The 25280-nt window shown below is 59.5% G+C and carries 26 protein-coding genes and 1 pseudogene; 8 read left to right on the top strand and 19 right to left on the bottom strand.

Going from position 1 to position 25280, the window contains the following annotated elements:
• Window positions 1-375: 375 nt before the first annotated feature.
• Together MEFOE_RS07690 and MEFOE_RS07685 are read right to left on the bottom strand one after the other, a co-directional pair.
• Complete coding sequence (locus MEFOE_RS07690) at window positions 376-780, bottom strand: pyridoxamine 5'-phosphate oxidase family protein (protein WP_067050577.1); 405 nt, start codon at window positions 778-780, stop codon at window positions 376-378.
• A gap of 82 nt (window positions 781-862) precedes the next feature.
• Window positions 863-1279 (bottom strand): pyridoxamine 5'-phosphate oxidase family protein, encoded by a 417-nt coding sequence (locus tag MEFOE_RS07685; protein ID WP_067053122.1) that lies wholly within the window; start codon window positions 1277-1279, stop codon window positions 863-865.
• A gap of 64 nt (window positions 1280-1343) precedes the next feature.
• Here MEFOE_RS07685 and MEFOE_RS07680 point away from each other — a divergent pair, with 64 nt between their 5' ends.
• The 3 genes from MEFOE_RS07680 to MEFOE_RS07670 are packed head-to-tail and all read left to right on the top strand — an operon-like array spanning window position 1344 to window position 3924.
• The gene (locus MEFOE_RS07680; protein WP_067050574.1) at window positions 1344-2150 is read left to right on the top strand and encodes a winged helix-turn-helix domain-containing protein; all 807 of its coding nucleotides are present in this window, start codon (window positions 1344-1346) and stop codon (window positions 2148-2150) included.
• Window positions 2151-2176: 26 nt separating this feature from the next.
• Complete coding sequence (locus MEFOE_RS07675) at window positions 2177-3679, top strand: methanogenesis marker 14 protein (protein WP_067050571.1); 1503 nt, start codon at window positions 2177-2179, stop codon at window positions 3677-3679.
• An 8-nt stretch (window positions 3680-3687) separates the two neighbouring features.
• On the top strand, window positions 3688-3924 hold the full coding sequence (locus MEFOE_RS07670; protein ID WP_067053119.1) for a hypothetical protein: 237 nt from the start codon (window positions 3688-3690) through the stop codon (window positions 3922-3924).
• Between the two features lie 525 nt (window positions 3925-4449).
• Here the strand turns inward: MEFOE_RS07670 and argF are convergent.
• The 4 genes from argF to MEFOE_RS07650 are packed head-to-tail and all read right to left on the bottom strand — an operon-like array spanning window position 4450 to window position 7714.
• Complete coding sequence (argF, locus tag MEFOE_RS07665; protein WP_067050567.1) at window positions 4450-5358, bottom strand: ornithine carbamoyltransferase; 909 nt, start codon at window positions 5356-5358, stop codon at window positions 4450-4452.
• Window positions 5355-6647, bottom strand: a complete 1293-nt coding sequence (gene purD / locus MEFOE_RS07660; RefSeq protein ID WP_067053115.1) for a phosphoribosylamine--glycine ligase — start codon at window positions 6645-6647, stop codon at window positions 5355-5357. The genes argF and purD overlap by 4 nt, the downstream gene beginning before the upstream one ends.
• Before the next feature lie 27 nt (window positions 6648-6674).
• Window positions 6675-7187, bottom strand: coding sequence for an orotate phosphoribosyltransferase (gene pyrE / locus MEFOE_RS07655; protein ID WP_067050564.1), 513 nt, complete (start codon window positions 7185-7187; stop codon window positions 6675-6677).
• Window positions 7181-7714 (bottom strand): CDP-2,3-bis-(O-geranylgeranyl)-sn-glycerol synthase, encoded by a 534-nt coding sequence (locus MEFOE_RS07650; RefSeq protein ID WP_083523379.1) that lies wholly within the window; start codon window positions 7712-7714, stop codon window positions 7181-7183. Before MEFOE_RS07650 ends, pyrE begins: the two co-directional genes overlap by 7 nt.
• Before the next feature lie 142 nt (window positions 7715-7856).
• Between MEFOE_RS07650 and tes the strand changes: the two genes are divergently transcribed.
• Window positions 7857-9329 (top strand): tetraether lipid synthase Tes, encoded by a 1473-nt coding sequence (tes, locus tag MEFOE_RS07645; RefSeq protein WP_067050561.1) that lies wholly within the window; start codon window positions 7857-7859, stop codon window positions 9327-9329.
• Window position 9330: 1 nt separating this feature from the next.
• Here the strand turns inward: tes and MEFOE_RS07640 are convergent.
• A pseudogene (locus MEFOE_RS07640) lies at window positions 9331-10266 on the bottom strand (ornithine cyclodeaminase family protein).
• Between the two features lie 129 nt (window positions 10267-10395).
• Here MEFOE_RS07640 and MEFOE_RS07635 point away from each other — a divergent pair.
• Window positions 10396-10983: a hypothetical protein gene (locus MEFOE_RS07635; protein ID WP_153015901.1), complete on the top strand. Its 588-nt coding sequence runs from the start codon at window positions 10396-10398 to the stop codon at window positions 10981-10983.
• 75 nt (window positions 10984-11058) lie between these two features.
• Entirely contained in the window at window positions 11059-11853 is a 795-nt protein-coding gene (locus MEFOE_RS07630; protein WP_067050556.1) for an ATP-grasp domain-containing protein, read from the top strand.
• Between the two features lie 80 nt (window positions 11854-11933).
• Here the strand turns inward: MEFOE_RS07630 and MEFOE_RS07625 are convergent, their stop codons facing one another.
• The 10 genes from MEFOE_RS07625 to MEFOE_RS07580 all read right to left on the bottom strand — a co-directional run bounded on the left by MEFOE_RS07625 (window position 11934) and on the right by MEFOE_RS07580 (window position 19658).
• The gene (locus MEFOE_RS07625) at window positions 11934-12224 is read right to left on the bottom strand and encodes a UPF0058 family protein (RefSeq protein WP_067050553.1); all 291 of its coding nucleotides are present in this window, start codon (window positions 12222-12224) and stop codon (window positions 11934-11936) included.
• A gap of 55 nt (window positions 12225-12279) precedes the next feature.
• Window positions 12280-13506, bottom strand: a complete 1227-nt coding sequence (gene dnaG / locus MEFOE_RS07620) for a DNA primase DnaG (RefSeq protein ID WP_067050550.1) — start codon at window positions 13504-13506, stop codon at window positions 12280-12282.
• A 130-nt stretch (window positions 13507-13636) separates the two neighbouring features.
• Window positions 13637-13957, bottom strand: a complete 321-nt coding sequence (locus MEFOE_RS07615; protein WP_067053109.1) for a DUF167 domain-containing protein — start codon at window positions 13955-13957, stop codon at window positions 13637-13639.
• A gap of 196 nt (window positions 13958-14153) precedes the next feature.
• Window positions 14154-15416, bottom strand: a complete 1263-nt coding sequence (gene pyrC, locus MEFOE_RS07610; protein WP_067050548.1) for a dihydroorotase — start codon at window positions 15414-15416, stop codon at window positions 14154-14156.
• Window position 15417: 1 nt separating this feature from the next.
• Entirely contained in the window at window positions 15418-16413 is a 996-nt protein-coding gene (hypE, locus tag MEFOE_RS07605; protein WP_067050545.1) for a hydrogenase expression/formation protein HypE, read from the bottom strand.
• Entirely contained in the window at window positions 16410-16751 is a 342-nt protein-coding gene (locus MEFOE_RS07600; protein WP_067050543.1) for a hydrogenase maturation nickel metallochaperone HypA/HybF, read from the bottom strand. Before MEFOE_RS07600 ends, hypE begins: the two co-directional genes overlap by 4 nt.
• Window positions 16751-16975, bottom strand: a complete 225-nt coding sequence (locus MEFOE_RS07595) for a HypC/HybG/HupF family hydrogenase formation chaperone (protein WP_067050540.1) — start codon at window positions 16973-16975, stop codon at window positions 16751-16753. Before MEFOE_RS07595 ends, MEFOE_RS07600 begins: the two co-directional genes overlap by 1 nt.
• Window positions 16976-17492: 517 nt before the next feature.
• Window positions 17493-18524, bottom strand: a complete 1032-nt coding sequence (locus MEFOE_RS07590) for a PAS domain-containing protein (RefSeq protein ID WP_067050537.1) — start codon at window positions 18522-18524, stop codon at window positions 17493-17495.
• 238 nt (window positions 18525-18762) lie between these two features.
• Complete coding sequence (locus MEFOE_RS07585) at window positions 18763-19059, bottom strand: Hsp20/alpha crystallin family protein (RefSeq protein ID WP_067050534.1); 297 nt, start codon at window positions 19057-19059, stop codon at window positions 18763-18765.
• A gap of 107 nt (window positions 19060-19166) precedes the next feature.
• Window positions 19167-19658, bottom strand: a complete 492-nt coding sequence (locus tag MEFOE_RS07580) for a HEAT repeat domain-containing protein (RefSeq protein WP_067050531.1) — start codon at window positions 19656-19658, stop codon at window positions 19167-19169.
• Window positions 19659-19910: 252 nt separating this feature from the next.
• Here MEFOE_RS07580 and MEFOE_RS07575 point away from each other — a divergent pair, with 252 nt between their 5' ends.
• Window positions 19911-21455 (top strand): hypothetical protein, encoded by a 1545-nt coding sequence (locus tag MEFOE_RS07575; protein ID WP_067050528.1) that lies wholly within the window; start codon window positions 19911-19913, stop codon window positions 21453-21455.
• A 190-nt stretch (window positions 21456-21645) separates the two neighbouring features.
• On the top strand, window positions 21646-22710 hold the full coding sequence (locus MEFOE_RS07570) for an RMD1 family protein (RefSeq protein ID WP_067050525.1): 1065 nt from the start codon (window positions 21646-21648) through the stop codon (window positions 22708-22710).
• Between the two features lie 4 nt (window positions 22711-22714).
• On the opposite strand, the gene MEFOE_RS07565 is transcribed toward MEFOE_RS07570, so the two are convergent.
• Both MEFOE_RS07565 and recQ read right to left on the bottom strand, forming a co-directional pair.
• Complete coding sequence (locus MEFOE_RS07565; protein WP_067050522.1) at window positions 22715-23239, bottom strand: flavodoxin domain-containing protein; 525 nt, start codon at window positions 23237-23239, stop codon at window positions 22715-22717.
• Window positions 23240-23294: 55 nt separating this feature from the next.
• On the bottom strand, window positions 23295-25094 hold the full coding sequence (recQ, locus tag MEFOE_RS07560) for a DNA helicase RecQ (protein ID WP_067050519.1): 1800 nt from the start codon (window positions 25092-25094) through the stop codon (window positions 23295-23297).
• Between the last annotated feature and the right edge of the window lie 186 nt (window positions 25095-25280).

Here is a 25280-nt window from a genome sequence, read left to right as displayed (position 1 = left end):
AACCATTTTGGTGACGTCAACAAAATGGTCTGAAATATCATGTTTTGCGGTTTGAAAGGGTTTCCCCAGCAGAACCTGAAGATCCGGATATACCAGAACTCGAAACCACCAATATCGCGAATACAACCCTCAAAATACCGATGAAACCAGCGTACGATCTCATATTTTCATGGTTCGACAAGAGTATGATACTCAAACCCTTGATACATAATATCTTCGATTTATTTGTGAAAACAGATTGTTTCATCGCCTGGAAATACACTTGACCTCCAATGGCAATTGGGATCAGCAGGAACAATTTGGAAAGCAATCTGTTCTGATTAGCTGAACCCTCGAAACAGTACCGTCAAGCACAAAAAAAGAGAGACTCTCAGATCACAGCATCTTCTTCCCTGCCCCGTCCCCGGGGGAGCAGGTGAAGACGTCGGTGACCTTGAAGACGATCAGGGACTTCGCCGGGTACTTCTCCGACTTCGCCTTCACCATCGCCCGCATCTTCTCGTAGTCCGGGCCCGAGGTGAGGACCGCTGTGTCCCCCTTGACCTGGAGGCAGCCCTTCGTCTCCGGGCCCCAGAGGTATATCGCCGCCCTTGCGTTCTCCTGCAGGTTTGCCAGGCTTTTTTCCATGTAGTTGTCGGCGATCCAGATCGTCTCGTCGTCGACAAGCCAGACCGACTTCATCGGAACGACATTCGGCTCGCCGTCTTTCGAAGCAGTTGCAAACGGATAGACGGGCGCCTTCGAAAAGGCCTCTTTCATCTCAGGTGTCAACTTCACCATAGGAACCACACCCCTTTCTGGTCCTCATGCAGATGAACCTGACGGATGATAGGCAAAAAAAAGAAGAAACTCGGGCGCGAAATCAGGGGTTGAACAGGTGGATCCGCTCCCCCGCGCCCGGTCCGGGAGCACAGGAGTAGGCCTCCGTGATCTTCATGACGATCAGGCTCTTTGCAGGCGCCTGGGACATCTTGGCCAGGACGATCTCCCGCATCTTCTGGAAGTCGTCGCCCTCGGTAAAGATCGTCACGTCGCCCTTCAACTGGAAGCACCCCTTGATCTCCGGCCCCCAGACGTAGAGAGCGATATGCGGGTTCTCCTTCAGGTTTGCAAGGGTCTTTTTCATGAAATTGTCCGCGATCCAGATCGTCTCGTCGTCCATGAGCATGCAGAAACCGATCGGAACAACATTCGGGATGCCGTCTTTCGAGGCGGTCGCCACCGGGAAGACCCTGACCTTCGAAAAAGCCTCTTTCATCTCGTCTACCAGTTTGACCATGATGATCATATCTCTCTCACACTCAGCAGATATATACCTGCGTGTTACAAAAGTGTACTCTGGAATGCCAGATACAGAATTCTATAGCGGTGAAGACCCCACAGCCGCACCAGACGATCCTGTGCGTGAAATCAGGGACGAAGTGAGGGCACTCAGAGAAGAGGTGCGTGCCCTCTCTGAAGGACGCAGTCAGACCGGTTTCAACGGCCTCATCACCGCCATGCAGCGCGAATTCGGAAAGGTCGCCATCAACGCTCATCTGGAGAGCGCACGGGCAGGACTTGAACATGAACTGGACCGGGCATGCCCGGAGCGTGAGAAGTGCCTTGAAGTCTTTTTCCGCGAGATCATGGAGAGTGCCGGGACGATCACCGATGGCAGGGCCACCCGAGAAGCACTGGCAGGTTATCACCGCCGGATCCGGGACCTCAAAAAACAGGCACAACCAACCTGCACCCCCTGCTTCGAGGAGGCGACCCGGATCCTCGACAGGCAGGAAGAGATTGCCGGGTCTCTGGGGATCCTCAGGGACGAGGAGGACGACCCCTCCATCAGGTCGATATCGGTCGAGGAGACGGTGAAGAAGGTGCTCGAACCTACGGCAAGCATCCCGCGCCTCGGCATCCTGATGGAACTCGCCACGGACTCCCGCACCTTCTCGGGCCTCTCCGCGATCACCGGCCTGCGGGGAGGAAACCTTCTCTTCCACCTCGAAAAACTGGAAGGCGCGGGCCTGATCTCCCAGAGGTACGAACGGGGCGAGTACGAACTCACCGCTTCAGGATACCGTGTCCTGAGAGGCATCGCCCGGATCTCCGAATCCCTGCCGGGTTGCAGACAGAAGGGTGAACACACGGACAGAAAGATATAAACAATTCAGGAGGAGAGATAAGATCCATGTGCGCCCGTTTTCTGGACCGCTTTTTCAAACCAAAGCCGTATATCGTGGAAAGTATCCCGCCACCCTCGATCTCCCACGGCGCCGGGATGGTGGTCCCTGAATACAAGACCAAACCGTACTTCATCGTCGCATCGGTCGAGATGGGGAACACAACGACGAAATGTATCCTCACCGGCACCGACCTCGACACCGGCATGACCTATGTCATCAACAAGACGGTGAAGATGAGCCGCGACGTCAGGCCGCCAAAAGCCGGGGAAGATGTCTTCGGCGCAACCCTCGACGGCACAGAACTCACCCGCGAGTCTGTCACCGAACTGGTCCGGGACACCCTTATCGAGTGTCACAGAGAGGCGGGCCTCTCGATCAAGGACGACCTCGACTTTGTGGTGCGGAGCACCGGTGTCGTCGCCGCCATGGACTCTCCCGACCAGGTGGGCGATTTCGTGATCGCTCTCGCCAATGGCTGCCTTGCCGCGGGAGTCCCGCCAAAGAAGATGACGCCCCCGATGTCGAAGGAAAACCTCACGAAAAAACTGCAGCACTACAGTTTTGCCGACAAGGTCGTCTTTGTCGGGGCGGTCGCCGGCGTGATCCCCCCGGTCGGGAGTTCGGGGGTCGAGATGGTCGCCAACGAGATGGAGGGCGAACTCGCAATGGCCGGGATCAAGGAAGGTGCAAAGAGCACATCAGTGGATTTCCGCAACCCCTGTCTCTCGATAGACTTCGGGACGACTCTCGATGGGAGGATCACCTCCGACGTCGACCCGACGGCCGAGAACCCCTTTGCACATACCATCGGAAACTTCTGCGGCCTTGCAGGGGCGATCCCCGACTCCATCGTCAGGGGGACCGGCCAGGTCGAGGGGAGGACAGGCACGGCCCTCGACATGTTCGGCGACAAAAGTGTCATCGAGGGGCTGTCGCGGATCGGGAGGAGCGCGGCAACCGTCGAGGACTATGTGGAACAGGCACACCGTCACATCGACATCAGGATCGTCCCGCCCGACCGCGACCGTTTCGGCCGGGTGCCGGTCAGCGCGAAGGTCGCCCATGACTCGGGAGTCGCCCTGATCGGGTGCGATGTCGGGGTGAACGGGAGCGAAACCGGAGCACTCAATACGATCGGTGCAGAGATCTATGAGAAGTACGGCAAAGGACTGCTCGTCGATGTGATCGACCACGTCTGCGCCAGAATGGCCCTCAGGCTCATCGATGTTGCGGTCGAACACACCATGGTCCCGGAAAACGCCTCCATCGGTTTCACCGGACGGGCGGCGATATCAGGGAGAAAACCACAGTATATCCTTGACGGGATCACCGAGCGCGGCCTCTTCAAAGACCCAAAGAACCATGTAGTCTTTGTGGACGACGGGCTTGCACGCGGCGCCGCCCTGATGGGGCGGTGCATGAACTCCCTCGGCAAGCCGAAGAACCCCCTGGGCGGCGTGCGGGGCGGTCCGTGCATCATGGGCAGGCGTATTAAAATAGGAAAGTGAGGAATCCCATGGCAGAAGAAGAACTCTATGATCTGGTCATCCCGCCAGGTGTCCCGAGGAGTGTGATCCGGGACATCATCGGCAAGTACGACGTCGAACTGGTTGACAGCCCGCAAAGGCTCTCCTTTGCAAACATGGACGGCGACATGCGAAACCTCCTTGCCTTCCGTGGCAAACTGGACGTCATCCAGAAAGCGGAAAAGGACATGGTCGAGCAGGTCAAGGCTTTCATCGGCTCCGACTAATTCTTTTTTTTTTTGCAGGTAAGGGGTGCGGGGCTCGAATATCTGCAGCCCACGGTGCATCATAGATCTGCTTTAACGAGAAAATCAGGCTCTGGAGAAACTCTCTGAGTGAACACGGATCCACTGCCTTCCCCCATACCACACCCTCCGGGCGACTACCTCGAAAACCCACAGTTTTCTCGACTCCCTCCGGTCGTTCCCCCGGACCCCCGACGCAGGATTGGTCTGGGGAAGAGAGAAAGGAGATCTTAGGAGTAGACTGCCATCCCCGTCCTTATCTTAATGGCAGGGGGTCTGGGGGGCGGCAGCCCCCCGGAAGAGAGACAGGTACACTACCTTCCCCCCATTATAACCCAGGAGTTATCGTCCCCAGATCCCCTTCAGGATTGGCCCCGGGAAGACAGAGCAGAGATCCTGAGATGAGAGGTTGTCGTCCCACCCTCCTGTCATGAGCCAGACGGATACCGAGATATCTTTAATTTAAAAAAGAGACACCGAGGTCGCCACCCGGAGGCGCGGCCCCGTTCACCGGATTAGTTTGACGAGAAGTGCTTTCTGGGCGTGGAGGCGGTTCTCGGCCTGGTCCCAGACAATGCTCTGCGGCCCTTCCAGAACCTCTTCGGTGATCTCCTCGCCCCTGTGGGCGGGCAGGCAGTGCAGCACCACGGCGTCGGGTTCGGCACGCGCCACGACGTCGGAAGTGATCGTATAGCCCTGGAAAGCCCTGAGGCGCTCTTCCCGCTCGGCCTCGTTGCCCATCGAGACCCAGACATCAGTGTAGAGGGCGTGTGCGTCCTCTGCCGCCTCTTCAGGCGTGGCGAAGAAGGCGACCTTCGCGCCCCGCGCCCGGGCCTCTTCCAGGATCCCGGCGTCGGGGTTGTACCCCGGCGGGCACGCAATCCGCAGTTCCATACCCGTATAGGCCGCGGCGATGAGCATCGAGTTGCAGACATTGTTCCCGTCGCCGATCCAGGCAAGCCTCAGCCCTTCCAGAGAGGAGAAGCGCTCGCGCAGTGTCAGGAGGTCGGCAAGCACCTGGCAGGGGTGGGCAATGTCGGAGAGACCGTTGATGACCGGCACCGAGGAGTATTTTGCAAACTCTTCGATGGTGCTGTGCTTGTAGGCCCGGATCATGATGGCCGAGACGTACCTGGAGAGCACACGCGCCGTGTCCCTGAGCATTTCGCCCCGCCCGAGCTGGAGGTCATGGGGGTTGAGAAAGAGGGCATGGCCCCCGAGGTCGTGCATCCCGGCCTCGAAAGAGACACGCGTCCGCGTCGAGGCCTTCTCGAAGATCATGGCAAGACTCTTCCCGGCCAGGAGGGTGTGGGGAGTACCCTCTGCCCGGAGCGCCTTGAGTCTCCCGGCCTCGTCGAGGATATCCTCTATCTCGGTGGCGTCCGCGTCAAGAAGTGTCAGAAAATCCTTCTTCATCGTATTCCCTTCATGTGTGCAATCCTCCTGTCGAGGAGGGAGGTCTTGCCGATATCGTGCCTGTACCACACGCCGCCTTTCACCGCCGCCGCCGCCTTTTCGGCCTTTGTCTCGGCCTCTTCAAGGCTGTCTCCGAGCCCGACGAAGGCCATCGTCCGTGAGGTGAGAGTCGTCAGCTTCCCGTCCTTTTCGCCGACATTCGCATAATACAGCAGGGCGTCGCCATAGTCCCCGACCTCGATCGACGCTCCGGCGACCGGTGCGTCAGGATAGCCCTGAGGCACGAGGTACTTGCAGACCGTCGCCTGCTTTGCAAAGTCTACATGCGCGGGCGAGAGCGTCCCGTCGATGATCCGGCAGAGAACCTCAGCAAAGTCACTCCTGATGAGAGAGAGGACATTCATCGCCTCGGGGTCGCCGAAGCGCGAGTTGAACTCCACGACCTTCGGGCCGTCCCGCGTGTTCATGAACTGGCCGTACAGGATACCGCGGTACGGCTGGCCCTCGGCGATCATCGCCGCAACGGCGTTCCGCATGATCTCAAGGGCGTCGCGGTAGTCTGACGGTGTCACAAAGGGCAGGAGATGGTCTTCAAGGGAGTAGGTCCCCATTCCCCCTGTATTCGGGCCGGTATCCCCTTCGTACGCTCTCTTGTGGTCCTGCACAAGGGGCATCGGCACCAGATGGTTCCCGTCGACAAAGGCCTGGAGGGTGAACTCCTCGCCGATAAGCCGTTCCTCAAGGACGACGCCGCCGTGGAGGGTGCGGGCATATTTCTTCGCTCCCTCGCTGTCCACCTGCTCACCCATGACCTTGACTCCTTTTCCACCAGTCAGACCGATCGGTTTGACCACAAGGTCGCCGTCATAGGCGTCGATGTACTCGCAGGCCTCTCCGGGGTCCTGGAAGACGCGGTAGTGCGGACACCCGGCGATGCCGTGCTTCTCCATCATGGTACGGCAGAACGCCTTGTCCGTCTCAAGCCGTGCCGCCATCCGCGTCGGGCCGACACAGGGGACACCCTGTTCCTGAAGGGTGTCGGCAATGCCAGCCTCGAGTGGTGCCTCGGGCCCGATGATGGCAAAGTCGACATCGCTCTTCTTTGCAAAATCCGCGACAGCCCGTACATTGGTCTCTTTTTCGAGGAGAACGCCCTCAGAGAGAGACGCAATGCCGGGGTTGTGCCGCGCCATTGCTGTATAAAGTTTTACACCACTGTTGCAGGATAGGGCCCGTGCAATCGCGTGCTCCCGGCCGCCACCGCCCACAACAAGAATCTTCATGTCCATCATTATATGCCTCTCACCCATAAATGGTTACAGGTTCATCATCTCTGAGGCCGTCGTCAGCGGGACGAGGGGCACGCCCTCATGTGCAAATGCATCGGACGCCCCGCTCTCCCGGTCCACGACCGAGGCCACGGCAACGACCCGTGCTCCGGCATCCCTGAGCACCCTGACCCCGAAGAGTGCGGACCCTCCAGACGTCGTGACGTCCTCGACGAGGAGGACCGCTTTCCCCTTCACGTCACCGATGACGAGGTCGCTCTTGCCGTGATCCTTCTGCTCCTTCCTGATGATCGCGTACGGTTTCCCCGATGCAAGGGAGGTGGCGACCGCGAGAGGGACCGCACCCACCGCAACGCCCGCAACGACATCGAACGCGAACCCCTCTGCAAATGCCTCGCCGATCTGGCGGAGGAGGGCGGGGTCGGTGATCGCCGTCTTGATGTCGAGATAGTACGAACTCCGTGCCCCGGACGCCAGGACAAAGTCCCCGATCTCGAGGGCCCCATGCTCCCTGAGCATTTCTGCAATTTCCTTTACCATGGTACTTTCTTCACTCCGATGAGATATCCGATGATGTTTGCAGCACGGTGGAGGAGGGGCGTGAGGATGAGGATCCAGACAAAGACCCCGAGGGTTACGTTCTCCATGACCCAGCCGTACTGGAAGACGAGCAAGAGGCCGAGAGATCCGGCAACGAGGTCGTACTGATCGGCGATGAGCCATTCCTCCCCGCTCTCCTTTCCAAGCCGCCTTTTGATAAAACTCTTTACCATATCGCCAAGAAGCGCCCCGAAGGCAAGGAGGAACACTGTTATGAGCGTATGCTCGGGGAGAGAGGAGAGTCCGAAGGCGTCCCTCGCCACAATCTGAACGATACCGACGGCGACACCGCATGTGACCCCGAGGACAAAACCACGCCAGGTCTTCCCGTCGCCAAGGATCCTACGACCGTCGCTCCAGGTTTTCCCCATGTCCACCGGTGCACCGCCTCCAAGAGCGGCAGCGGCCGAATTAGGCACATAGGCAGGCAACATCACCCAGATCGCCACGACCAGACTTGATATCATCGAATCGATAATAATAATTATTCTCCCCACAATTTCTACTTAAGTTTAAATCTCAATTCGCTCTAAACATTGTGTCATCACTGTATGGCGCAGGTAACCAATATATGAAACGCTATTGTAAAGATATGCCGGTGGATGAGATATGCTTCTGAAAAAAACCAAGAGTCTTTGCCCTATTTGCAAAAGGGTGCTTGACGCAGACATTTGCGAGGAGGACGGGAAGGTCTGGATTTCCCGCACCTGCCCGGAGCATGGAGAGGCGAAACACCTCTACTGGTCGGATGTAGAGATGTACAGGCGTTTCGACGCATTCGAGGAGATCGGAAACGGTGTCTCCAACCCCCAGAGAGAAACCGCCCCTGACACCTGCCCGGCAAACTGCGGGATATGCTCCCGTCATCAATCGATGACCCTGCTCGCCAACATCGACCTGACGAACCGTTGCAACCTCAACTGCGACTTCTGCTTCGCCAATGCCCGGGCCTGTGGCTATATCTACGAGCCGTCGTTCGACGAGGTCGTCGAGATGATGAAGATGGTCAGGAGCGAAAAACCGGTCCCCGCCCCGGCCGTCCAGTTCTCGGGCGGCGAACCGACGATGCGCGACGACCTCTTCGATCTCGTCAGGAAGGCAAAGGAACTCGGCTTCTCGCAGGTCCAGATCGCAACGAACGGGATCAAGATCGCAAAAGATCCCGCATACGCGCAGGAACTCAGGGAAGCCGGCCTGAGCACGGTCTACCTGCACTTCGACGGCGTTACGCTGGAGACAAACCCAATCCTTCAGGCAAGCCTGAATGCCGTGAAAAATTGCGCGAAGGCCGCACTCGGCGTCGTGCTCGTCCCGACGATCATCAACGGGAGGAACGACCACGAGATCGGCGCCATCCTCAGGTTTGCCGCAGACCATGTGCAGGTCGTGCGGGGCGTCAACTTCCAGCCCGTGGCCTTCACCGGTGCCGCAAGCGAGGATGACATCAAAAGAGAGCGTATCACCATCCCCGACCTCGCCGAGAAGATAGAAGAGCAGACCGGCGGTATCATCAAGAAGAACTATCTCTACCCCGTTCCCTGCGTCGTCCCGATCTCCGACCTCGTCGAGACGTACACCGGAAAACCGCAGGTTAGGTTCACCACCCACCAGCACTGCGGCGCCGCGACCTATGTCTTCGTGACCGAGGAAGGTCTTGTCCCGATCAACGAGATGGTCGACGTCGACGGGTTCTTCGAGGCCATAAGGACGATGACCGACAGGATGAAAGACGGCGGGACCATCAACAAGTATCGTGCGCTCATCGAAGGCGTCAGGGACATGAGCGTCTCCGCATCGAGCGGCGAGCACGGCAGCGCGACGCAGTTCTGGACACTCCTCGGGAAGACGCTTGTTTCACAGAACTTCGACGCCCTGCGGGACTTCCACTGGAACGCCCTCTTCATCGGCACGATGCATTTCATGGACAACTACAACTACGATATCGACCGTGTCCAGCGCTGCTGCATCCACTATGCCACGCCAGACGGCAGACTGGTCCCCTTCTGCACCTACAACTCGGGGCCGGTGTACAGGGAAGAGGTCTGGAAGAAATTTTCCCGGCCCCTCCCGAAAGAGGAGTGAGTCAGGGGAAAGGCAGGTCGGTCCCGTCCCCCGTCTTCATCACCAGGGTCGCAATGGCAAGGTCCTGGATCGCAAGGCCTGTCGAGTCAAAGAGCGTGATCTCATCCTCTTTTTCCCTCTTTCTTCTCCCGCAGACAATGTCCCCGAGAGTGCCCGCGATCCTCTCCCCGGTGAAGAGTCCGGCGGAGACCGGCACATTGATCTCGCCGGAGTGAAGCGCCTGTTCGGGATCGTCCACAAAGACGCGTGAGCGGAGGAGTATAGCCGGGTCGAGTTCTTCCTTGCCGGGTGCGTCGGCACCGATGGCATTGATGTGCGTCCCCTCGTGGACCCACTCTGACCTGATGATCGGCGTCCTGACTGGCGTCGTCGTGACGATGACGTCGGCGTCGCAGGCCTTTTCCAGTGAGACGGCCTCACAGGTATGGCCCTCGCACCGGCGGCAGAAGGCCTCCGCATTCGCCGGGTTCCTGCTCCAGACTTTCACCTCCGTGATCTCCAGGACGTCGGCGATCGCGTCCACCTGGGCCGCGGCCTGCCTCCCGCTCCCGACGACGCCGAGGACGATCCGTCATTTCGGGGAGAGGTGGCGTGCAGCAACGGCGCCGGCCGCACCTGTCCGCAGGTCGGTAAGGGCCGTGGCATTCAGGACCGCCTCGGGCATACCCGTGGCGGGGTCGAGGATGACGGTGAGGGCCATCACCGTCGGCAGACCGATCATCGGGTTTTCCGGGTGGACATTGACGATTTTGACGCCCGCCATACCGATGCCCGGCAGGTACGCGGGCATCGTCCTGAAGTCCCCCTTCTCAAAGGTCACATAGATCTTCGCCGGCATCTGGATCCGTCCCTCTCCGTACTCCCTGAACGCCTCCTCAACGGCCAGGTTGACCTCGTGCGGAGGGGGGAGATCTTTTTGTGCAGGATAGTAGCGCATGGCCGGCAGATCGATCCGCCGGCATAAAATCCTTCTGCGACTCTTCACCTGCCGTGCCCGACTGACGATGGCAGACCGCAGGCGGAATGCTTATCATCTAAAGGGATATTTTAGGATCGGGGGATGTCGATGTCATATATCCACTACGCCCGGGGCCTTGCCGGCGCCTATTCCACTTTCCGGAATCGCCTTGCTGAAGACCTGGAATCGAACGGCATCAGTGTGCTCTTCGAGAGGGAAAAGGCCCTTTCGCCGATGACCATCAGTTGTGGGAAGGAAAAGGGGCAGATCGCGGTGAGACTCTCCGGCCCCGACCTTGAAGTCTCCTTCCAGGGCCAGGGGCTTACGACAGGAGAGGCGACACCGCTTGCCCTCCTCGTCGCCGAGAGGGTCACCGACATCGACGACGAGATGAGGGCGATGCTCGATGCCGGAGATGAAGGTCTGCCCGCCACGACAGATCTCGGCATGGAACTCCATGATATCTTCAGGGAACTCCTGACTGTCAGGGAGGAGATCGACCTTCTCAAGATCACGGGGGAAGATGTGGGGAGACCGGAAAGGCGAGTGGAAAGGGCTGAGAAGTTATACCAGGAAGCATCAGATGCCCTGAAAAAAGGAGAAACACTCACTGCCCGGGCGAAGATCCAGGCCATGCAGTTGATGGTCGAGAAAGCCGAGGCAAGTCTGGGCGAGATCGGCGGAGAAAAAATATAGATATCTTCATCCCCTCCCCCGCACGACTACTCTTACTGAGAGCGGCCGACATCGCCGCCCGACCGGGGATAGATCATGATTCGCATTGTACCCAAACCGACAGACACCCACGACGACAACTCGACTGCTGCGGTGCTCTCTGAACTCAAAAGGGCGGGAGCCGAATATGCCCTCCTTGACCTCGACGCCATCGACCCTCTCTCGGCGTCCATCGCCGGCGATCTCGTCTGGGTATGCGGCATGAAGCAGGATATTCACCAGTTCGAGTGCCTGGATATCCTCGCCCTTGAGAACCTCGTCGTCAACTCGCCCGACGCGATCGCGACCTGCGCAAGCAAGGTCAAGACGACGGCGCTTCTTCTCAAAAAAGGGATACCGTCACCTGAAACGCTCTTTACCGCGTCCCGGGAACTTGCCGCCGACTTCCTTGCACGGCATGGAAAAGCGGTCTCCAAACCGGTCTACGGTTATGACGGCATCGACGTCCGTCTCGTCACCACGCCCGACGAGTTCGGCGAAGCCCCCTATTATCTCCAGGAATATGTGCAAAACGACCGGGACTTCAGGGTCTTCGTCATCGAAGGAAAGGCAGTCGGTGCCATCTGCCGGCAGTCGGCCCACCTCACCCACAATATTCACCAGGGCGGGACGGGGACGCCGATCGAGATCGACCGGGAGATGCAGGAGGTCGCCGGCGGTGCGGCCGAGGCCGTCGGTGCCGATTACTGCGGCGTCGACCTGCTCGCCGAGAATGGGAGTTATACTGTCCTTGAAGTGAACGGCACGCCGAACTGGCACTGTATGGCTGCCCCTATTCCAAAAATGCTTGCCCGCCACCTGATCGAAAAGGAACGGGCGCTGAGGTCATAGACCGACCCGGGGGTTCGGGACATGCCCCCCCATTATAAAAAAATCAGGCAGAGGGCCCCTCACTGAAGGTGGGGGAGCAGTCACTGCTCAATACTCTTTTCAAGTTCCCGCTCGGTCTTCTCGGAGAGCTCCTTCATTCTGGCAGAGATGCGGGACGAGGCGTTATAGTCGATATCTTTCATCGCATTGGCGAGTTCCTGCCCGAGGACGAAGATCGCGTGTTTGTGTTCAAGTTTGCTCTTGTGGATCTGGGACGGGTTGATCTTGAGCGCGTAGTACTGCGGGAATTTCAGTTCGACATTCATCATCTCGAAATAATCCTTGATCTCGACAAGGATCTGATGCAGGGTAATCAGTTCTTCTTTATGCATGTCCAAACCCCGAAAGAGAAATAGGAAATTTTATTATAAATATATTTGCTCCGTTCTACGCCTTCCGAATTTTCATGAGCCTGAGAGATAAAGGCCTCTTCACGATATCCCTGAACTCCGGAGCGGCAATGAACTCCAGTCCTTTCGCAAGGAAGACATCGATGAGTTTCTGATCGACCGGGCGGTCGATGATCACGCCGGCCGTGTCCGAATCGACCTCTTCAACGGCGCGCTCGACATCGCCGGCCTTCGCCTCGCTCACCAGCGTATAATCCGAGGTCAGGAAACGTGCCATGCCCCTCCCTTCGACCTCCTGGATCTGCTGTTCGAGGGTCATGACAGGCTGTGCCGGGGGTATGCTCGCGGCCGCCTCTTCGGGCTCTTTCACCTCGCTGACAATGACCGGCATCGTCTCCTGAAGAGGGATCGCCTCTGCAGGGGCCTCTTCCTTTGTATCGGTCAGCTGGTCCCTGATGTACTCTGTCGGGACCTTGTTTCTCAGGGACTTGATGACCTCTTTCCGTGTCAGTTCCTCGACGCTCTTGCCCCGCGGACAGAAAGCGACATAGTCGACTTCAGCGACCTGAAGGAGTTCGCGCAGGATGAGGTCGCCGCCGCGGTCGCCGTCGAAGAAGGCCGTAGCCGTCTTGATCTCACAGAGTTTCGTAATAACTGCCGGGACCTTCGTCCCCTCCACGGCAACGGCATTCTTGATCCCGTACCTGAGAAGGTTGATCACGTCGGCCCGCCCCTCCACGACGATGATCGCATCCGAGTCGAGCACATTCGGGCCTGCAGGCACCCGTTCCTCGCCGAGGACACTGATCTTCTCGATCCGCAGCGACTCCCTGACAGTGTCGAGCAGTTCGGTGGAGTCGATCGCCGACTCATCAAAGTGGGTGATCAGCAGTTCCTTTGCCCTTTCCACGATCTGTTTCCTCTTCGTCACGCGGATGTCCTCGATCCGCTCGACTGTGGCATGCGCGACGCAGGGGCCGACCCGGTCGATCGTCTCCAGGGACGCCGCAAGGATCGCCGTCTCTGCACGGTCGAGGGAGGATGAGATGAGGATCTCTCCCCGGGTCTCACCCTTCTTACTCACGATATGGACATCTATCCTGCCGACCCGCCCGGTCCGCTGGAGATCGCGGAGGTCAAGGTCTTCGCCGAGCAACCCTTCAGTCTGGCCAAATATGGCACCGACTACGTCGGGTTTCTCGACCACCCCCTCTGCGTGGAGATTAATGTGAATGAGATACTTGGTCGTATCTGATGAATACATGATAAGCCTCCGGAATCTGTCATATGAGAAATACGATGACGGCCCATAGACAATGGTAGTAGATATATCCCGGAGTACTTATATATCCACCTTTGGGTCTGCGCGCACCATTGGGGATGAATCCAGAGAATTATACGGGAAGAAGAGAGGATAAACGCTGTATTGCCTGATCTCTTGATATGCCCCTCACCTCGACCCGCTTGATCGTCGAGGTGGCACCGGAAACAATGCCGACTGCAGACTTCGGAACGCCGATCGTCTCCGCAACCAGAGCGACGATGGCACGGTTTGCCTTCCCTCCCACTGCCTGAGCGGCGACCTGACAGATAAGGGCATGCCTCCAGGGGTTGTAGCCTGCAGGAAAAGAGTCATTCTTACTCCCGGCAGAGACGTCGAGAGTGAGCACGACACAATTGTCCGGGCCTGTTACTGCGTCGTCAAGAGAGATCACGGGAATCACCGGTGTTGCCCGGTGCTAACGACCATGGATCATCAGTGGCATGTGCCGTTCTTCACCTGGTCTTAAACCCTCGCACCGGGCGCGCCTGTCGCACATCCGGGTTGTCCCGCAGCTCATATCCAGGCTCTGCCAATCGATCGCCCGGGGACCTATGGATGTGCATGTATCGGCCTCTATAGTTTGGCGGTCAGCGTATATAGCCCTTGCCCGGGACCCAGGACCCGGCGGTGCCGGTGGCGATCTCGCCGTCCCGCACGACACAGGCGCCTCCCATGACGACGATCTCCGGGAAGACAGCCTCCATGCCCTCGTATGGCGTCCAGGTACATTTTGTATGGAGGGCGTCGGGATCGATCTTCGTCGTCTTTGCAGGATACAGGGCAAAGTCGGCCCTCTCGCCAGGCAGGAAACCGGCGGCAGGGGTGCCGAGGATCTGTGCGGGGTTTATGGCGGTCTTCTCGATGACCGATGCAAGGGAGAGCCGGCCCTCCCGCACCGCGGCCATGAGAAGGGGCACCATCGTCTCGACGCCCGGCATGCCCGAAGGAGCGTCGGCGAAGGGCGCGGCCTTTTCTCCGGCGGTGTGCGGGGCATGGTCAGAGGCGACGACGTCGATCCTCTCCCACCTACTCCAGAGACGTCGGCGCTCCTCTTCCGACCTGAGGGGAGGGTTCACCCGTGCATGGGTGTCGTCGGGTGTGAAACATTCCCGCGAGAGGAAGAGGTGGTGCGGCGTCACCTCGACGGTGCCGGCGGCGGCATCGACGGCGGCGGCCGTGCTCATGTGACAGAAGTGGACCCGCCCGCCTGGAGGGAGGAGGGATGAAACCGCCCTGACGGCCCGGACCTCGGTATCGGCAGGCCTCAGGCGGTCGTGGTCGGCAAGGGTCGCGGGTGTGCCGGGCAGGGGATCCTCGGCATGGACCGTGGCCAGGGCGCCGAGATCACGGAGAGTGAGAAACGCGTCCTTCAGGACATCTTCAGGGACGGCCGCGCCGTAACTGGACGGGCCGGCAAAGATCTCGCCGAAAGCCATCGCCCCTTCCTGCCAGAGCCCCACAAGGTCGGCGCCGGAGACGACACCGGCATTGATCGCGAAATGGCAGAGGGCATGGTCGCGGGCCTCGCTGACACGGGCGCGGAATGCCTCGCGTGTCGTGAGGGGGGGCACGGTGTTCGGTTGGTCGACGACGACTGTCACGCCGCCAGAGAGGGCGCTCGCGGTCCCGCTTGCCCAGTCCTCCTTCGCTCCCTGCGTGGCGCCGCCCCGGAGATGGGTGTGCATGTCCACGGCCGCGGGGACGCAGAGAAGGCCGGAGGCGTCGATCACCGCGTCGGCCCTCCCCGCGGCGCCGACATGGACGACCCTCCCCTCGCCCAGGGTGAGGTCCGCCACCCTGCCGCCCGGCAGGGTAACGCCCTTCAGGACGACCGTCTCCTCTTCTTTCATATCAGCAGACTCTGGGGACCGGGTCGCCGACCGGCGGTTCGATGAAACGTTCGCCACCGATCGAGGTCTTCATGACGACAGAGGAACCCTCGGTGACGCGGCCGATGACCGCGGCGTCTCTCCCATAGTGGTGCGACTTCAGGGCGGCAAGGACCGCGTCGACATCGCCGGGGGCGACGCCCATGACAACCTTCCCCTCGTTCGCGACCTCCAGGGGGTCGATGCCGAGCATGGCGGCGGCGCTCCTGACGTTCTTTCTGATCGGGAGGGCTTCTTCGTCGATCTCGACATGGACCCCGCTCTTTCTCGCCATCTCGTTGATCGCATTGGCAAATCCGCCGCGGGTCGGGTCCTTCATCGCGTGGATATCGCCGGCGGCAAGGGCGCGCTCGACCATGCCCCAGAGGGGGGCGGCGTCGGAGAGGATCTGCTCGCCGAGGTCGAAACCATCGCGGTGGGAGAGGATCGCAAGTCCGTGGTCGCCGATGGTGCCGGAGACGATGATCACATCGCCCGGTTTCAGGCCATTGTCCCTGACGATGTGGTTTGCGACGCCGACGCCCGCAGTGTTGATGACAATCCCGTCGAGGGCGCCCTTCTCCAGCACCTTGGTGTCGCCGGTCACGATCGATGCGCCGACCTCGCCGAGCGCCTCGTCCATGGAGGCAACGATCCGTTCCAGGTCGGAGACCTCAAAGCCCTCCTCGATGACCATGCCGCAGGAGAGGGCGATCGGGCGCCCGCCCATCATCGCAAGGTCGTTGATGGTTCCGGAGACGGCGATCCTGCCGATGTCCCCGCCGGGGAAGAATATCGGGTGGATGACGTGGTTGTCCGTCGTAAACACGATCTGCTGGTCGCCGACCGGGAACACCGCCCCATCGTCCAGGGACTCAAGACCGATACCGCCGGCATTGTTGTGGGTGAATTTCGTGAGCACCTTGAGAAGTTCGCCCATCACCTCGCCGCCGGCGCCGTGCATCATATTGACTTTCATGAATCGTTCACTTCTATCTCGATGTTGGTGACTACAATCTCTTTCCCCTCGACAATGTGCGGGAGACCTCCGCACGTGGGGCAGACGAACTTCTCGTCGCCCTCATAGCCACAGTCGCAGCGGGTGCGCACCTTCACGGTCCGGCACTCCATAGAGACACCTGCAAAGACAGGGTCGTCCTCCGCGATGACCTCAAAGAGAAACTTCACCTGTTCGGGGTTGACCATCGCAAATTCGCCGACGTCGACCTTGACCGCCTTCACCTGCGTTGCATGGTTCTCGACGGCAGCGCGCTGGGCTGTGGCAAAGATGTCGTACGCGATGCTGTATTCGTGCATTATTCTTCCATCGCTGCGTAGACTTCTTTAAAGAGTTCTCTTGTCGATAGGCCCTCCTCACGGCTGAGTTTCTGGATAGCAAAGCCGACATGGACGAGGACGAACTCGCCTACTTTGACGTCGACGAGATCAAGCCTTACCTCCTGCCTGAGGTCGCCGTAGTCGACGACACCGATGTTGTCGTCCTTGATCTCGATTACTTCGGCAGGAACTGCAACACACATTCAGCATTCCCTCTGGTAAGGTGTAGGGTGCTGATCATAAAAACACCTTCTGAAGTGACATGGCCGGGATCAAAGGGAAAATTCACGGTTGGACGGTGAAAAGAAGCCCAGGTAGGCAGAAATAGGGAGATGTTCCGGAATGAGGTTGATCAGTCCATGGCAGATCACAGATTTGCCTGAACCGGAAAATGCCCCGCACTTTCTACCGTCTTGACACGGTTGTCCACGCTCAGGATAAGGGCAGGGAAAGATAGAGCAGAAAACCCTGAGAGGGAGATTGCCATCCACACCTATCCTGTACCGGGGGTCCGGGGGCGGTAGTCCCCCGGCACGGGACACCGATCAACCGCCTTCCCCCATACTGTTCGCCGGGGGACAAAGCCCCCGGACAGTGAAAATCAAAGATTTTCTCGAACTTGCTATCGCTCGTTCCCCGCTCAGGATTGATTCGGGGAAGAGAGAACAGGAGGTTCTGTGGAGGAGATAGCCACTTCATTCATCTAAGAGTCGAAAAAAATTATTCCCCGCAGAGGAAGCGGCGGTAGGCCTCGGGGATCTCTTCGGCAGACTCGGCGACCGCACGGTCGAGGTCGGCAAGGTTCTGGAGGATCTGGTCGAGGTGGGCCTTCTGCACCCGGAGAATGGTGGCCGCGTCCTCGGGTCTGACTTTTCCCGAGTCCAGCAGGGCGGCGGTGTGGTCGATCTCCTGCGCGACGCCGCCGAGCGGCACCTTCATCCTCAGGGCGGCCTCCGCGACATAGGCGACAAGGGCACGTTCGGCCTTCCTCTGGGGGGTGAGGTCGTGGACAAGACAGGAGTAGCCGGACACGACACCGCGTTCATCACGTAGGGGGGAGATGCCGACCGAAACCTCGTGGATCATGCCATCTGTTCTAACGATCTCGGACTCGAAGCGCCGTCCCGCCCTGCCGCCGACGACAGCCTGTGCCGTCTCCTCCCACGTCCTGAAGAGGGGACCGGGGACAAAGTGCGAGACCGGCAGGCCAATAGCCTCGTCGGGCGTGATGCCGAGGAGACCGACGGCTGCAGTGTTCAAGGAGGTGACCCGGCCCTCCGCAGAGGCGCCGATGATGGCGTCCTCGGTCGTCTCAAGGATCGATGCAAGCCTGGACCTCAACTCGTCGATTCTCTTGATGTCGGAGACGTCGGTGATGATATGGATGGCCCCTATGACGCCGTGCTCAGGGTGGAGGATAGGGTCGATCAAGACCCTGAACCACCGGCCAAACATCCAGAGGGTGTATCTCTCCCTCTTTCCCGAGGTCTTCGACCTGACAAAGGGACAGCCCGCGATGAATGTAGGGGCCTGGTGGATCACGGCAGAACAGGGCTTCCCGACAACCTCTCCGGCAGCGACGCCAAGAACGTTGCCCGTGGCCCGGTTTGCCCGGAGAATGATACCCTCACGGTCCTGAATGAAGACAGGGTCTTCTATGGCGTCAAATATCCGTTGCCAGAGTAACCCCAGGTCAGAAAAGCCAAGGGCCCCTGAAGCGGCGCCGGCCCTCCCCTCATCAGTTTTCTCCATACGATCGTCCCTCCATAGATTATCTGGAAACCATTATTATAACTTTGGATTTCTGTTTGTTTTGATTTATTCTTAAAGAGATAATATATGCCATCATACTTGAGATAAAGAGAGAGATGCGGAATTGATCCGGAAAAATCCCTCGCCCGGCGGAGAGGACACCCCGGTCTACAGAAAAGCCGCGCCGCCGTGAAAGATGGAGGCAGAACCGGCACTCCGGTTCTACCCCGGATCGGGTTTACCGGACGGGAATCTCAATGCCCCGTGCCTGGGGCTTTTTGTACGGAACGTCCACGGTCAACAGTCCGTTGTGATAGGATGCCTTCGCTTTTTCATAATCGATCGGGCAGCAGGTGGCATAAGAGCCCGCATACCTGGTCCCCTCCTTCGATGCCTGGACAAAGAAACTGTCGTCGTGCATCCTGAGCGTGATGTCCTTCTTGTCGACACCGGGCAATTCTATTTCGATATGGAGATTTTCATGGTTTTCGTCCGGCATGGCATACACCGCCGGCGCGATCCTGATCTCGGTCATGATACCGTCCCCACGCCAGGGAGGGAATCATGTCATATATATCCTATCCCGAAGAGGCGATGAAGAGAGGTTCTATCCCTCTGCTCCTGCAGGGGTTGCCGCGGGCATCAGCACCCGTTGCAGCAGCCGTGCCTCTGCAGGATCTGGTCCAGGGCCCAGGACGCCCACCACCTGACGTCGGCGTCATCGTCCTTTAACACCTTTCCGAGTGCAACCTCGGCTTTGCAGTGCCCGATGGCGCCGAGAGTATAGGCCGCCCACATTCTGGTGGCGGCGTCAGCCGCAGAGAGCGCGGCGATGAGACCGTCGATGGCCGGCGTCCCGATCGCGGAGAGCCCCCACGAAGCGGCCATCCGCAGGTCGCGGTCGTCCTCGGCGAAGAGCCCGATGAAGGCCCCGACTGCCTCCTCCCCCATCAGCATGCCAATGGCAAGGGCTGCGTCCTCCCTGACCTTTTGCGATTCCCCGTGAAAGAGAAGGGCGGTGAGGCTGTCAAGGTCGTTGTCGACGGCGCATTCGAGCACTTCAGGGGAGGGTACAACATCGATCTCGACAGGAAGGGTGTCATCCGAGAACTCGGGTCCGGCGGAATTGTCCATGCATGTCTGTAGGCAGGGAGGGTATAAGAGAGGCTCGGGCCTGTCTTTCCGACAGCCTGCATCAGATGAGCACGGTGACAGGGGTGCTCTGCCAGGTATCACCAGTCATGCTGTCCCGGTTCCTCATCAAGGAGGATTCCGTGCGCGTATATCCGCAAGAGCCGCGGCAGGGAGGAAAAATTCCCGATCATGTAGAGAGAACGGCACAATATGTAATGTCAACTTAACACAAAGATCGATCAGGCATTTATTATGAGTATATTTCTCATCGTCTTCTGGTTCATCATGACAGCCTTCTGGGCCGTCCGTATCGAAGACAAAACACTGAAGTTCAACCACCCCGGCCTCATCGTCCTCGGCGCCGTCTTCTCGGCGGTCGCCCTGTACGTCAGGACGCCGGCATTGGTCCTGATGAATATCCTTCTCTACCTCGCGGTCTCCCTTGCAGTGAGCGGGATAGCCGCGTCGTACATCCACGGCGCCGAAAAGATGCGCGTCGTCGGCGGGACCATCCTGACCCTGGCCATCCTCGGCATCCCGATGCTCACTGCGGGGGCGCAGGTCATCGGCGCACAGGACCTCGCCGCCATACCGCAGGTCAAGACCGTGGACAATGTCACCGACCTCATCGATACAGACCACATCAGACTGACCTCGGCCAAGACCGCCCTCTGGAGGGCGGACAAGGTCATCGGAAACCTGGGATACAAGGTCGGTGTCTTCACACCCGACGTCCAGTTCCTCAGGGGCGAACTGGTCTGGCTTGTCCCCCTGGACTACACCACCCTGGACAAGGCCCTCATCTATGCCGGCGAGGGCACGGACGGCTATGTCATCGTCTCGTCGGAGAACCCGAAGGCAGAACCCAGACGAGTCACCGGCCTTCAGATGCACTACACCCCGCATGCGATCCTGGAGTACGACCTGACCCGTCATATCTGGGAGGACTACCCCACATATGTCATCCACCAGCCCGTATTCCAGCTCGACGAGGAGGGCAGCCCCCGCTGGGTCACCCTCCTCTCCCGGCCCGCGCTCTACGGCATCATTGGCGAGACTCCGGAGGGCATCGTCGTCACAGACCCGGTCACCGGCACCAACGAGTTCTTCGACCTCGGCACACAACCCGCATGGATCCAGAGGGTCTACGACGAGGACCTCACCGAGACCTACCTTGGCTGGTGGGGCACGTATTCGGATGGCTGGGTCAACTCCTGGTGGGGCCAGCGCAACCTGAAGTACCCGACAGGCGAGGTGTACGTCGAGCACGGCGAGGCCGGGGCGACCCTCTCCTCAGGCGACCCCGACGTCTACCTTGTCCAGGGCACCGACGGCAACCAGTACTGGTTCACCGCTATCACGACGCCGGGCAAGGACTCCTCGATGGTCGGTTACGTCCTCTGCGACGTCCAGGACGGCACCTTCACCTTCTACAACGCCCCCGGCTACTACAATGACTACGGCGCCGCGGCCAATGTCCAGCAGCACCAGAAGGTGGCGATGGCCACGGGCCTCGAGGTCGTGCAGCCGATCATGTACGTCCTCGACGGCCATGAGGTCTGGATCATCCCGGTCATCTCCCAGACAGGCGAGGTGATGGAGATCGGACTGGTCGTGGCCCACGGCGGCGAGACCTTTATCGGCACCAGCCTGGACGACGTCCTCTCCCAGTGGCGGGGGACCGCCGTCGAGACGCCAGACACAGATGAGGGCGAGGTCACGGTCCAGGAGATCGAGGAGATCAGGAAACTCCTCGACAGGCTTGAAGCGCGGCTGAAGGCGCAGAACAGGACATAACCTTTTTTTATACTCTTTCTTCGTGCACGCCGCGTCGGCTCCGGATCCGCCACGGCCGGCCGGATTCTGCCGCACGCACCCCTGCCTGCTGACGCACTCTTATATCCTATCCGATGACACGCGATCTGATCCAGAAGAGGATCAGAGGCCCCTTCCCCCCAGGGAGGCCTCCTCAGAGTGACCGGGAACTATGTTTGCAATCCGTTTTTACCGAATCTACGATATCGGAAAAGAGATCGACCTCGCCTCCCTCGAACAGGCTCTCTCGGAGAGCATGACCATCAGCCGGGCGCGGTTCGTCCGGGTGAAGCCACGGGCGATCATCATCAAGCATGCCCCCCTCCTGCTCAGGCTCGATCCCGTGACCCTTGAGCAGGACGGAAAGACCTACACCTTCCGCATCGACGCACGGGTGTACGATATCGGTGCGATCAGCATCTGCCTCATCCACGAAGAGTTCGAGGGCACCCCGCGGGAACTGGAGGAGACTGCCCTCCGCTTCGCAGGACAGAGAGGCCTGGACACCGCCTTCACCGCCACCATCGCCCGTCTCCTTGCGACCCTCAAACCGGCGATCGGCGCGAGGACGGTCGACGAGGAGTTCTACGAGGACTATGCCATCTTCATCACCCACGCCCTCGACGACTCCCTCGACCCGACACGGATACTGCTCGGGGATACGGTGGCATTCTCCGCGGAGACGCGGCAGGAGACGCTCAAAAATGCCCTCAGTTACAGCGAGGACGACCGGGCGATCCTCACACGGGACAGTGCCATCCTCGTCAACACGGAACCGCCCTCAGACCTGATCGAGCTGATCGAGTACGCCAATGTGCAGCTCCTCGAACTGCGCTTCTACGACGGCGAACTGACGCGCCAGATGGAGAAGATGTACGACGACATCGAGATGGCCGACCGCCTGTATTTCTTCTACCGGATCAGGCAGTACCGCGCGATCATGATGGGGCTGATGCAGACGCAGGCCGAGATCTCGGAGATCACGGAAAAAGTCAACAACCTGATCAAGGTGACCGAGGACGTCTACTATGGCCGCATCTATGCGATGAGCCTGCGGGTCATGAACTGCCAGCAGTGGAGCGACAGTGTCGGCAGGAAGATCGCCATCATCCGCCAGACATACGCGATGCTCTCCGATGGGGTAAACCTCCAGCACTCGAATTACCTCGAGTGGGTGGTGATCATCCTGATCGCCCTGGAGGTCCTGCTCTTCGTCGTCCCCATGGTCCCCCACTGAACCGTCAGGCAGGCAGGGGCGGCGCAGCGAGGCCCAGGCGGGCGGGCAGTCTCCCGGTCCATGCCCGGATCGCCCCCCAGTCCCGGGCGTCCTCGGTCTTCGCCTCGTCATATCGCATGAATAGGCCGAGCACCGGGATATAGGAGGGGTTCATCCTCCCGGCAAATATCCCCATCTCCCCCCTGATGGGGACGCGAGCGGTGATGGGCTCCATCGCTGCCTCCACCTTTTTGCAGTTCTCGTCGGTCAGATCCTTGCAGCTCATGCCGACGGCAAAAGCCGCGACCGGTTTTTCCTGGAGGAAGGCGGCGAAGCGGTCGACAAACTGCTTTGCCTCCTTCAGGATCTTTCCCATATAGATAGGCGAACCGATGACGACGGCGTCGTATCCGGCGACTGACGTCACCGTCCCGGCAGGCACGGCCTCGACAACGAGGCCATCCTCCCTGAGGGTGACGGCGATGGCGTCGGCGATCTCCCGCGTGGTCTCGTGCTTTGTCGCATACGCGACGAGGATGCGTGGCGGCATGCGGGAGAATTGGCGCCCTGCCATATATGTGTGGCGGCACGCGACCCCGCGTCTTTCAGGCCTCTTTTTCCGAACAATAGCGCGTGATGGCGGAGATAAAGTCGGGGCCGTATTTTTCCAACCTGACCACGCCAACACCGGCGATGTTCCCAAAGTTTTCCCTGTCGGAAGGGCGGAGACGGGCCATCTCGATCAGGGTTCTGTCGGGGAAGACAACGGAGGGCGGCACACCGTCGCGGGTTGCGATCGATGTCCGCAGCGCCTTCAACACGATGAACAGTTCCCTATCCCCGGCACTCAGGGCTTCGTCGACTCGCCTCTTCTTCGCGCCGCCTGCAGGCGCCGGGAGCATGACACGTACCTCTCCCCCCATGACCGCGGCGCTCGTCTCTGTCAGGCAGATGGCAGGAGATCTGTCGTCCGTCCGCCCCAGGTACCCCTGCCGGACCAGATCCTGAACCCATATCCGATACTGCTTTTTGCTCTGCTCAGTACCTGTTGCATAGGTAGGGAGGAGGTCAAAGCAGTTCTCTCTGACTTTTGCGTTCTTCGAACCTCTCAACACGTCGGCAATGAGATCGACCCCGAAGTGCGCCGGCAATTGCCCGACACATCCGAGGATCTTTCTCGCGTATTCTGTGCCGTCGATCATCTCCACAAGACGGTCGCAGGTGTCGCACATGCCGCAGTTTTCCCGGGCATATTCCTCCCCGAAGTAGTTCAGCAGGTATTTCCGCCGGCATCCGGTCGTCTCACAATAGTCGACGAGGTCCTGCAATTTACGAACCGCAATGCGGATGTGACGCTCGTCCTGTCCGCCGTGCTCGAGCATGGACCTGACCCTGCCATACTCTTCCGGGTCGTAGAAGAGGACGCACTCGCTCTCCCGGCCGTCCCGTCCTGCACGGCCCGTCTCCTGGTAGTAGGACTCGACGGTCTTTGGCAGGTCGTAGTGGACGACATAGCGGACGTCGGGTTTGTCGATGCCCATGCCAAAGGCCACGGTGGCACAGACGATCTGCACGCGGCCGGAGAGAAAATCGTCCTGGACCTTCTCCCTGACACCTGTCGAGAGACTGGCATGGTAGGCGAGCGCGTTGTACCTGTATTTCCTGAGTTCCCGGGCGATCTCTTCAGTTTCTTTCTTGGTGAAGCAGTAGACGATCCCTGATTCTTTCCTGTGCCGATTGATGACAGAGAGGAGGAGAGCCACCGGTTTCTCCTTCGGGACGACGCTGTACCGGAGGTTTGTGCGGTTAAAACTGCCGACGAATTCACGGGGCTCCGAGAGGCCAAGCTGCCGGGCGATATCTTTCCTGACCTCGGGGATGGCGGTGGCCGTCAACGCAACGATGGGGACGTCCGGGAAATATTTTTTCAGGCGGGAAAGTTGCCGGTAATCGGGCCTGAAGTTGTGGCCCCATTCGGAGATACAGTGCGCCTCGTCGATGGCAATGAGGCGGACGGGATACTGGCCGAGGGATTTCAGGAAACCTGACTGCATGCATTTCTCCGGGGAGATGAAGAGCAACCTGAGGGCGTTGTCTGCCATCTGCCTCTCGATCTCTGTCCTCTCCTGGTACGTGAGAGTGCCGGTGTAGGCGGCCGCGGGGATCCCCCGCAGGTTCAGGTCGTCGACCTGGTCCTTCATGAGCGAGATGAGGGGGGAGACGACAAGGGTCAGGCCGCCGAGGTACAGGGCGGGCACCTGGTAGCAGAGGGACTTCCCGCCCCCTGTCGCCATGATCCCCACCGTGTCCCGCCCCTCCAGGACTGATGTGATGATCTCCCGCTGGTGCGGGAGAAAAGAGGTATAGCCCCAGTATTTTTTCAGGAGTGCGTCGATGGCGGCCATGACATTTCTCTTCTTAGTGGGGGGAGAGGGGTGTTGAAGGTTGGGTTCGGGTGGTGAATGTGTGTCATCGCCTCTGTTTCATCAGGTTATTTCTTTCCCTCATTCCAGAGGCTGCACACTTCGTTGAAGATGAATTCCCTTGTATGCAGCAATCTGTTGCACATTCAGCACCAGGCTATGATTCCA

It is taken from the genome of Methanofollis ethanolicus (genome assembly GCF_001571385.1).
Lineage (GTDB): Archaea > Halobacteriota > Methanomicrobia > Methanomicrobiales > Methanofollaceae > Methanofollis > Methanofollis ethanolicus.
The sequence above is the reverse complement of the archived record's forward strand: the minus strand, read 5'-3'. Positions and strand labels throughout refer to the sequence as shown.

Excerpts from the sequence above, each read along its gene's own strand:
- MEFOE_RS07680 (WP_067050574.1), top strand. The coding sequence starts at position 1,344 with ATGCCAGATACAGAATTCTATAGCGGTGAAGACCCCACAGCCGCACCA.
- MEFOE_RS07565 (WP_067050522.1), bottom strand. The coding sequence starts at position 23,239 with ATGCCGCCACGCATCCTCGTCGCGTATGCGACAAAGCACGAGACCACG.
- tes (WP_067050561.1), top strand. The coding sequence starts at position 7,857 with ATGCTTCTGAAAAAAACCAAGAGTCTTTGCCCTATTTGCAAAAGGGTG.
- pyrE (WP_067050564.1), bottom strand. The coding sequence starts at position 7,187 with ATGGTAAAGGAAATTGCAGAAATGCTCAGGGAGCATGGGGCCCTCGAG.
- MEFOE_RS07670 (WP_067053119.1), top strand. The coding sequence starts at position 3,688 with ATGGCAGAAGAAGAACTCTATGATCTGGTCATCCCGCCAGGTGTCCCG.
- MEFOE_RS07580 (WP_067050531.1), bottom strand. The coding sequence starts at position 19,658 with ATGGACAATTCCGCCGGACCCGAGTTCTCGGATGACACCCTTCCTGTC.
- MEFOE_RS07570 (WP_067050525.1), top strand. The coding sequence starts at position 21,646 with ATGTTTGCAATCCGTTTTTACCGAATCTACGATATCGGAAAAGAGATC.
- MEFOE_RS07595 (WP_067050540.1), bottom strand. The coding sequence starts at position 16,975 with ATGTGTGTTGCAGTTCCTGCCGAAGTAATCGAGATCAAGGACGACAAC.
- hypE (WP_067050545.1), bottom strand. The coding sequence starts at position 16,413 with ATGAAAGTCAATATGATGCACGGCGCCGGCGGCGAGGTGATGGGCGAA.
- MEFOE_RS07600 (WP_067050543.1), bottom strand. The coding sequence starts at position 16,751 with ATGCACGAATACAGCATCGCGTACGACATCTTTGCCACAGCCCAGCGC.
- MEFOE_RS07575 (WP_067050528.1), top strand. The coding sequence starts at position 19,911 with ATGAGTATATTTCTCATCGTCTTCTGGTTCATCATGACAGCCTTCTGG.
- MEFOE_RS07635 (WP_153015901.1), top strand. The coding sequence starts at position 10,396 with ATGTCATATATCCACTACGCCCGGGGCCTTGCCGGCGCCTATTCCACT.
- MEFOE_RS07685 (WP_067053122.1), bottom strand. The coding sequence starts at position 1,279 with ATGGTCAAACTGGTAGACGAGATGAAAGAGGCTTTTTCGAAGGTCAGG.
- argF (WP_067050567.1), bottom strand. The coding sequence starts at position 5,358 with ATGAAGAAGGATTTTCTGACACTTCTTGACGCGGACGCCACCGAGATA.
- MEFOE_RS07625 (WP_067050553.1), bottom strand. The coding sequence starts at position 12,224 with ATGCATAAAGAAGAACTGATTACCCTGCATCAGATCCTTGTCGAGATC.
- MEFOE_RS07630 (WP_067050556.1), top strand. The coding sequence starts at position 11,059 with ATGATTCGCATTGTACCCAAACCGACAGACACCCACGACGACAACTCG.
- MEFOE_RS07690 (WP_067050577.1), bottom strand. The coding sequence starts at position 780 with ATGGTGAAGTTGACACCTGAGATGAAAGAGGCCTTTTCGAAGGCGCCC.
- recQ (WP_067050519.1), bottom strand. The coding sequence starts at position 25,094 with ATGGCCGCCATCGACGCACTCCTGAAAAAATACTGGGGCTATACCTCT.
- pyrC (WP_067050548.1), bottom strand. The coding sequence starts at position 15,416 with ATGAAAGAAGAGGAGACGGTCGTCCTGAAGGGCGTTACCCTGCCGGGC.
- MEFOE_RS07675 (WP_067050571.1), top strand. The coding sequence starts at position 2,177 with ATGTGCGCCCGTTTTCTGGACCGCTTTTTCAAACCAAAGCCGTATATC.
- MEFOE_RS07585 (WP_067050534.1), bottom strand. The coding sequence starts at position 19,059 with ATGACCGAGATCAGGATCGCGCCGGCGGTGTATGCCATGCCGGACGAA.
- MEFOE_RS07650 (WP_083523379.1), bottom strand. The coding sequence starts at position 7,714 with ATGATATCAAGTCTGGTCGTGGCGATCTGGGTGATGTTGCCTGCCTAT.
- purD (WP_067053115.1), bottom strand. The coding sequence starts at position 6,647 with ATGGACATGAAGATTCTTGTTGTGGGCGGTGGCGGCCGGGAGCACGCG.
- dnaG (WP_067050550.1), bottom strand. The coding sequence starts at position 13,506 with ATGTATTCATCAGATACGACCAAGTATCTCATTCACATTAATCTCCAC.
- MEFOE_RS07590 (WP_067050537.1), bottom strand. The coding sequence starts at position 18,524 with ATGGAGAAAACTGATGAGGGGAGGGCCGGCGCCGCTTCAGGGGCCCTT.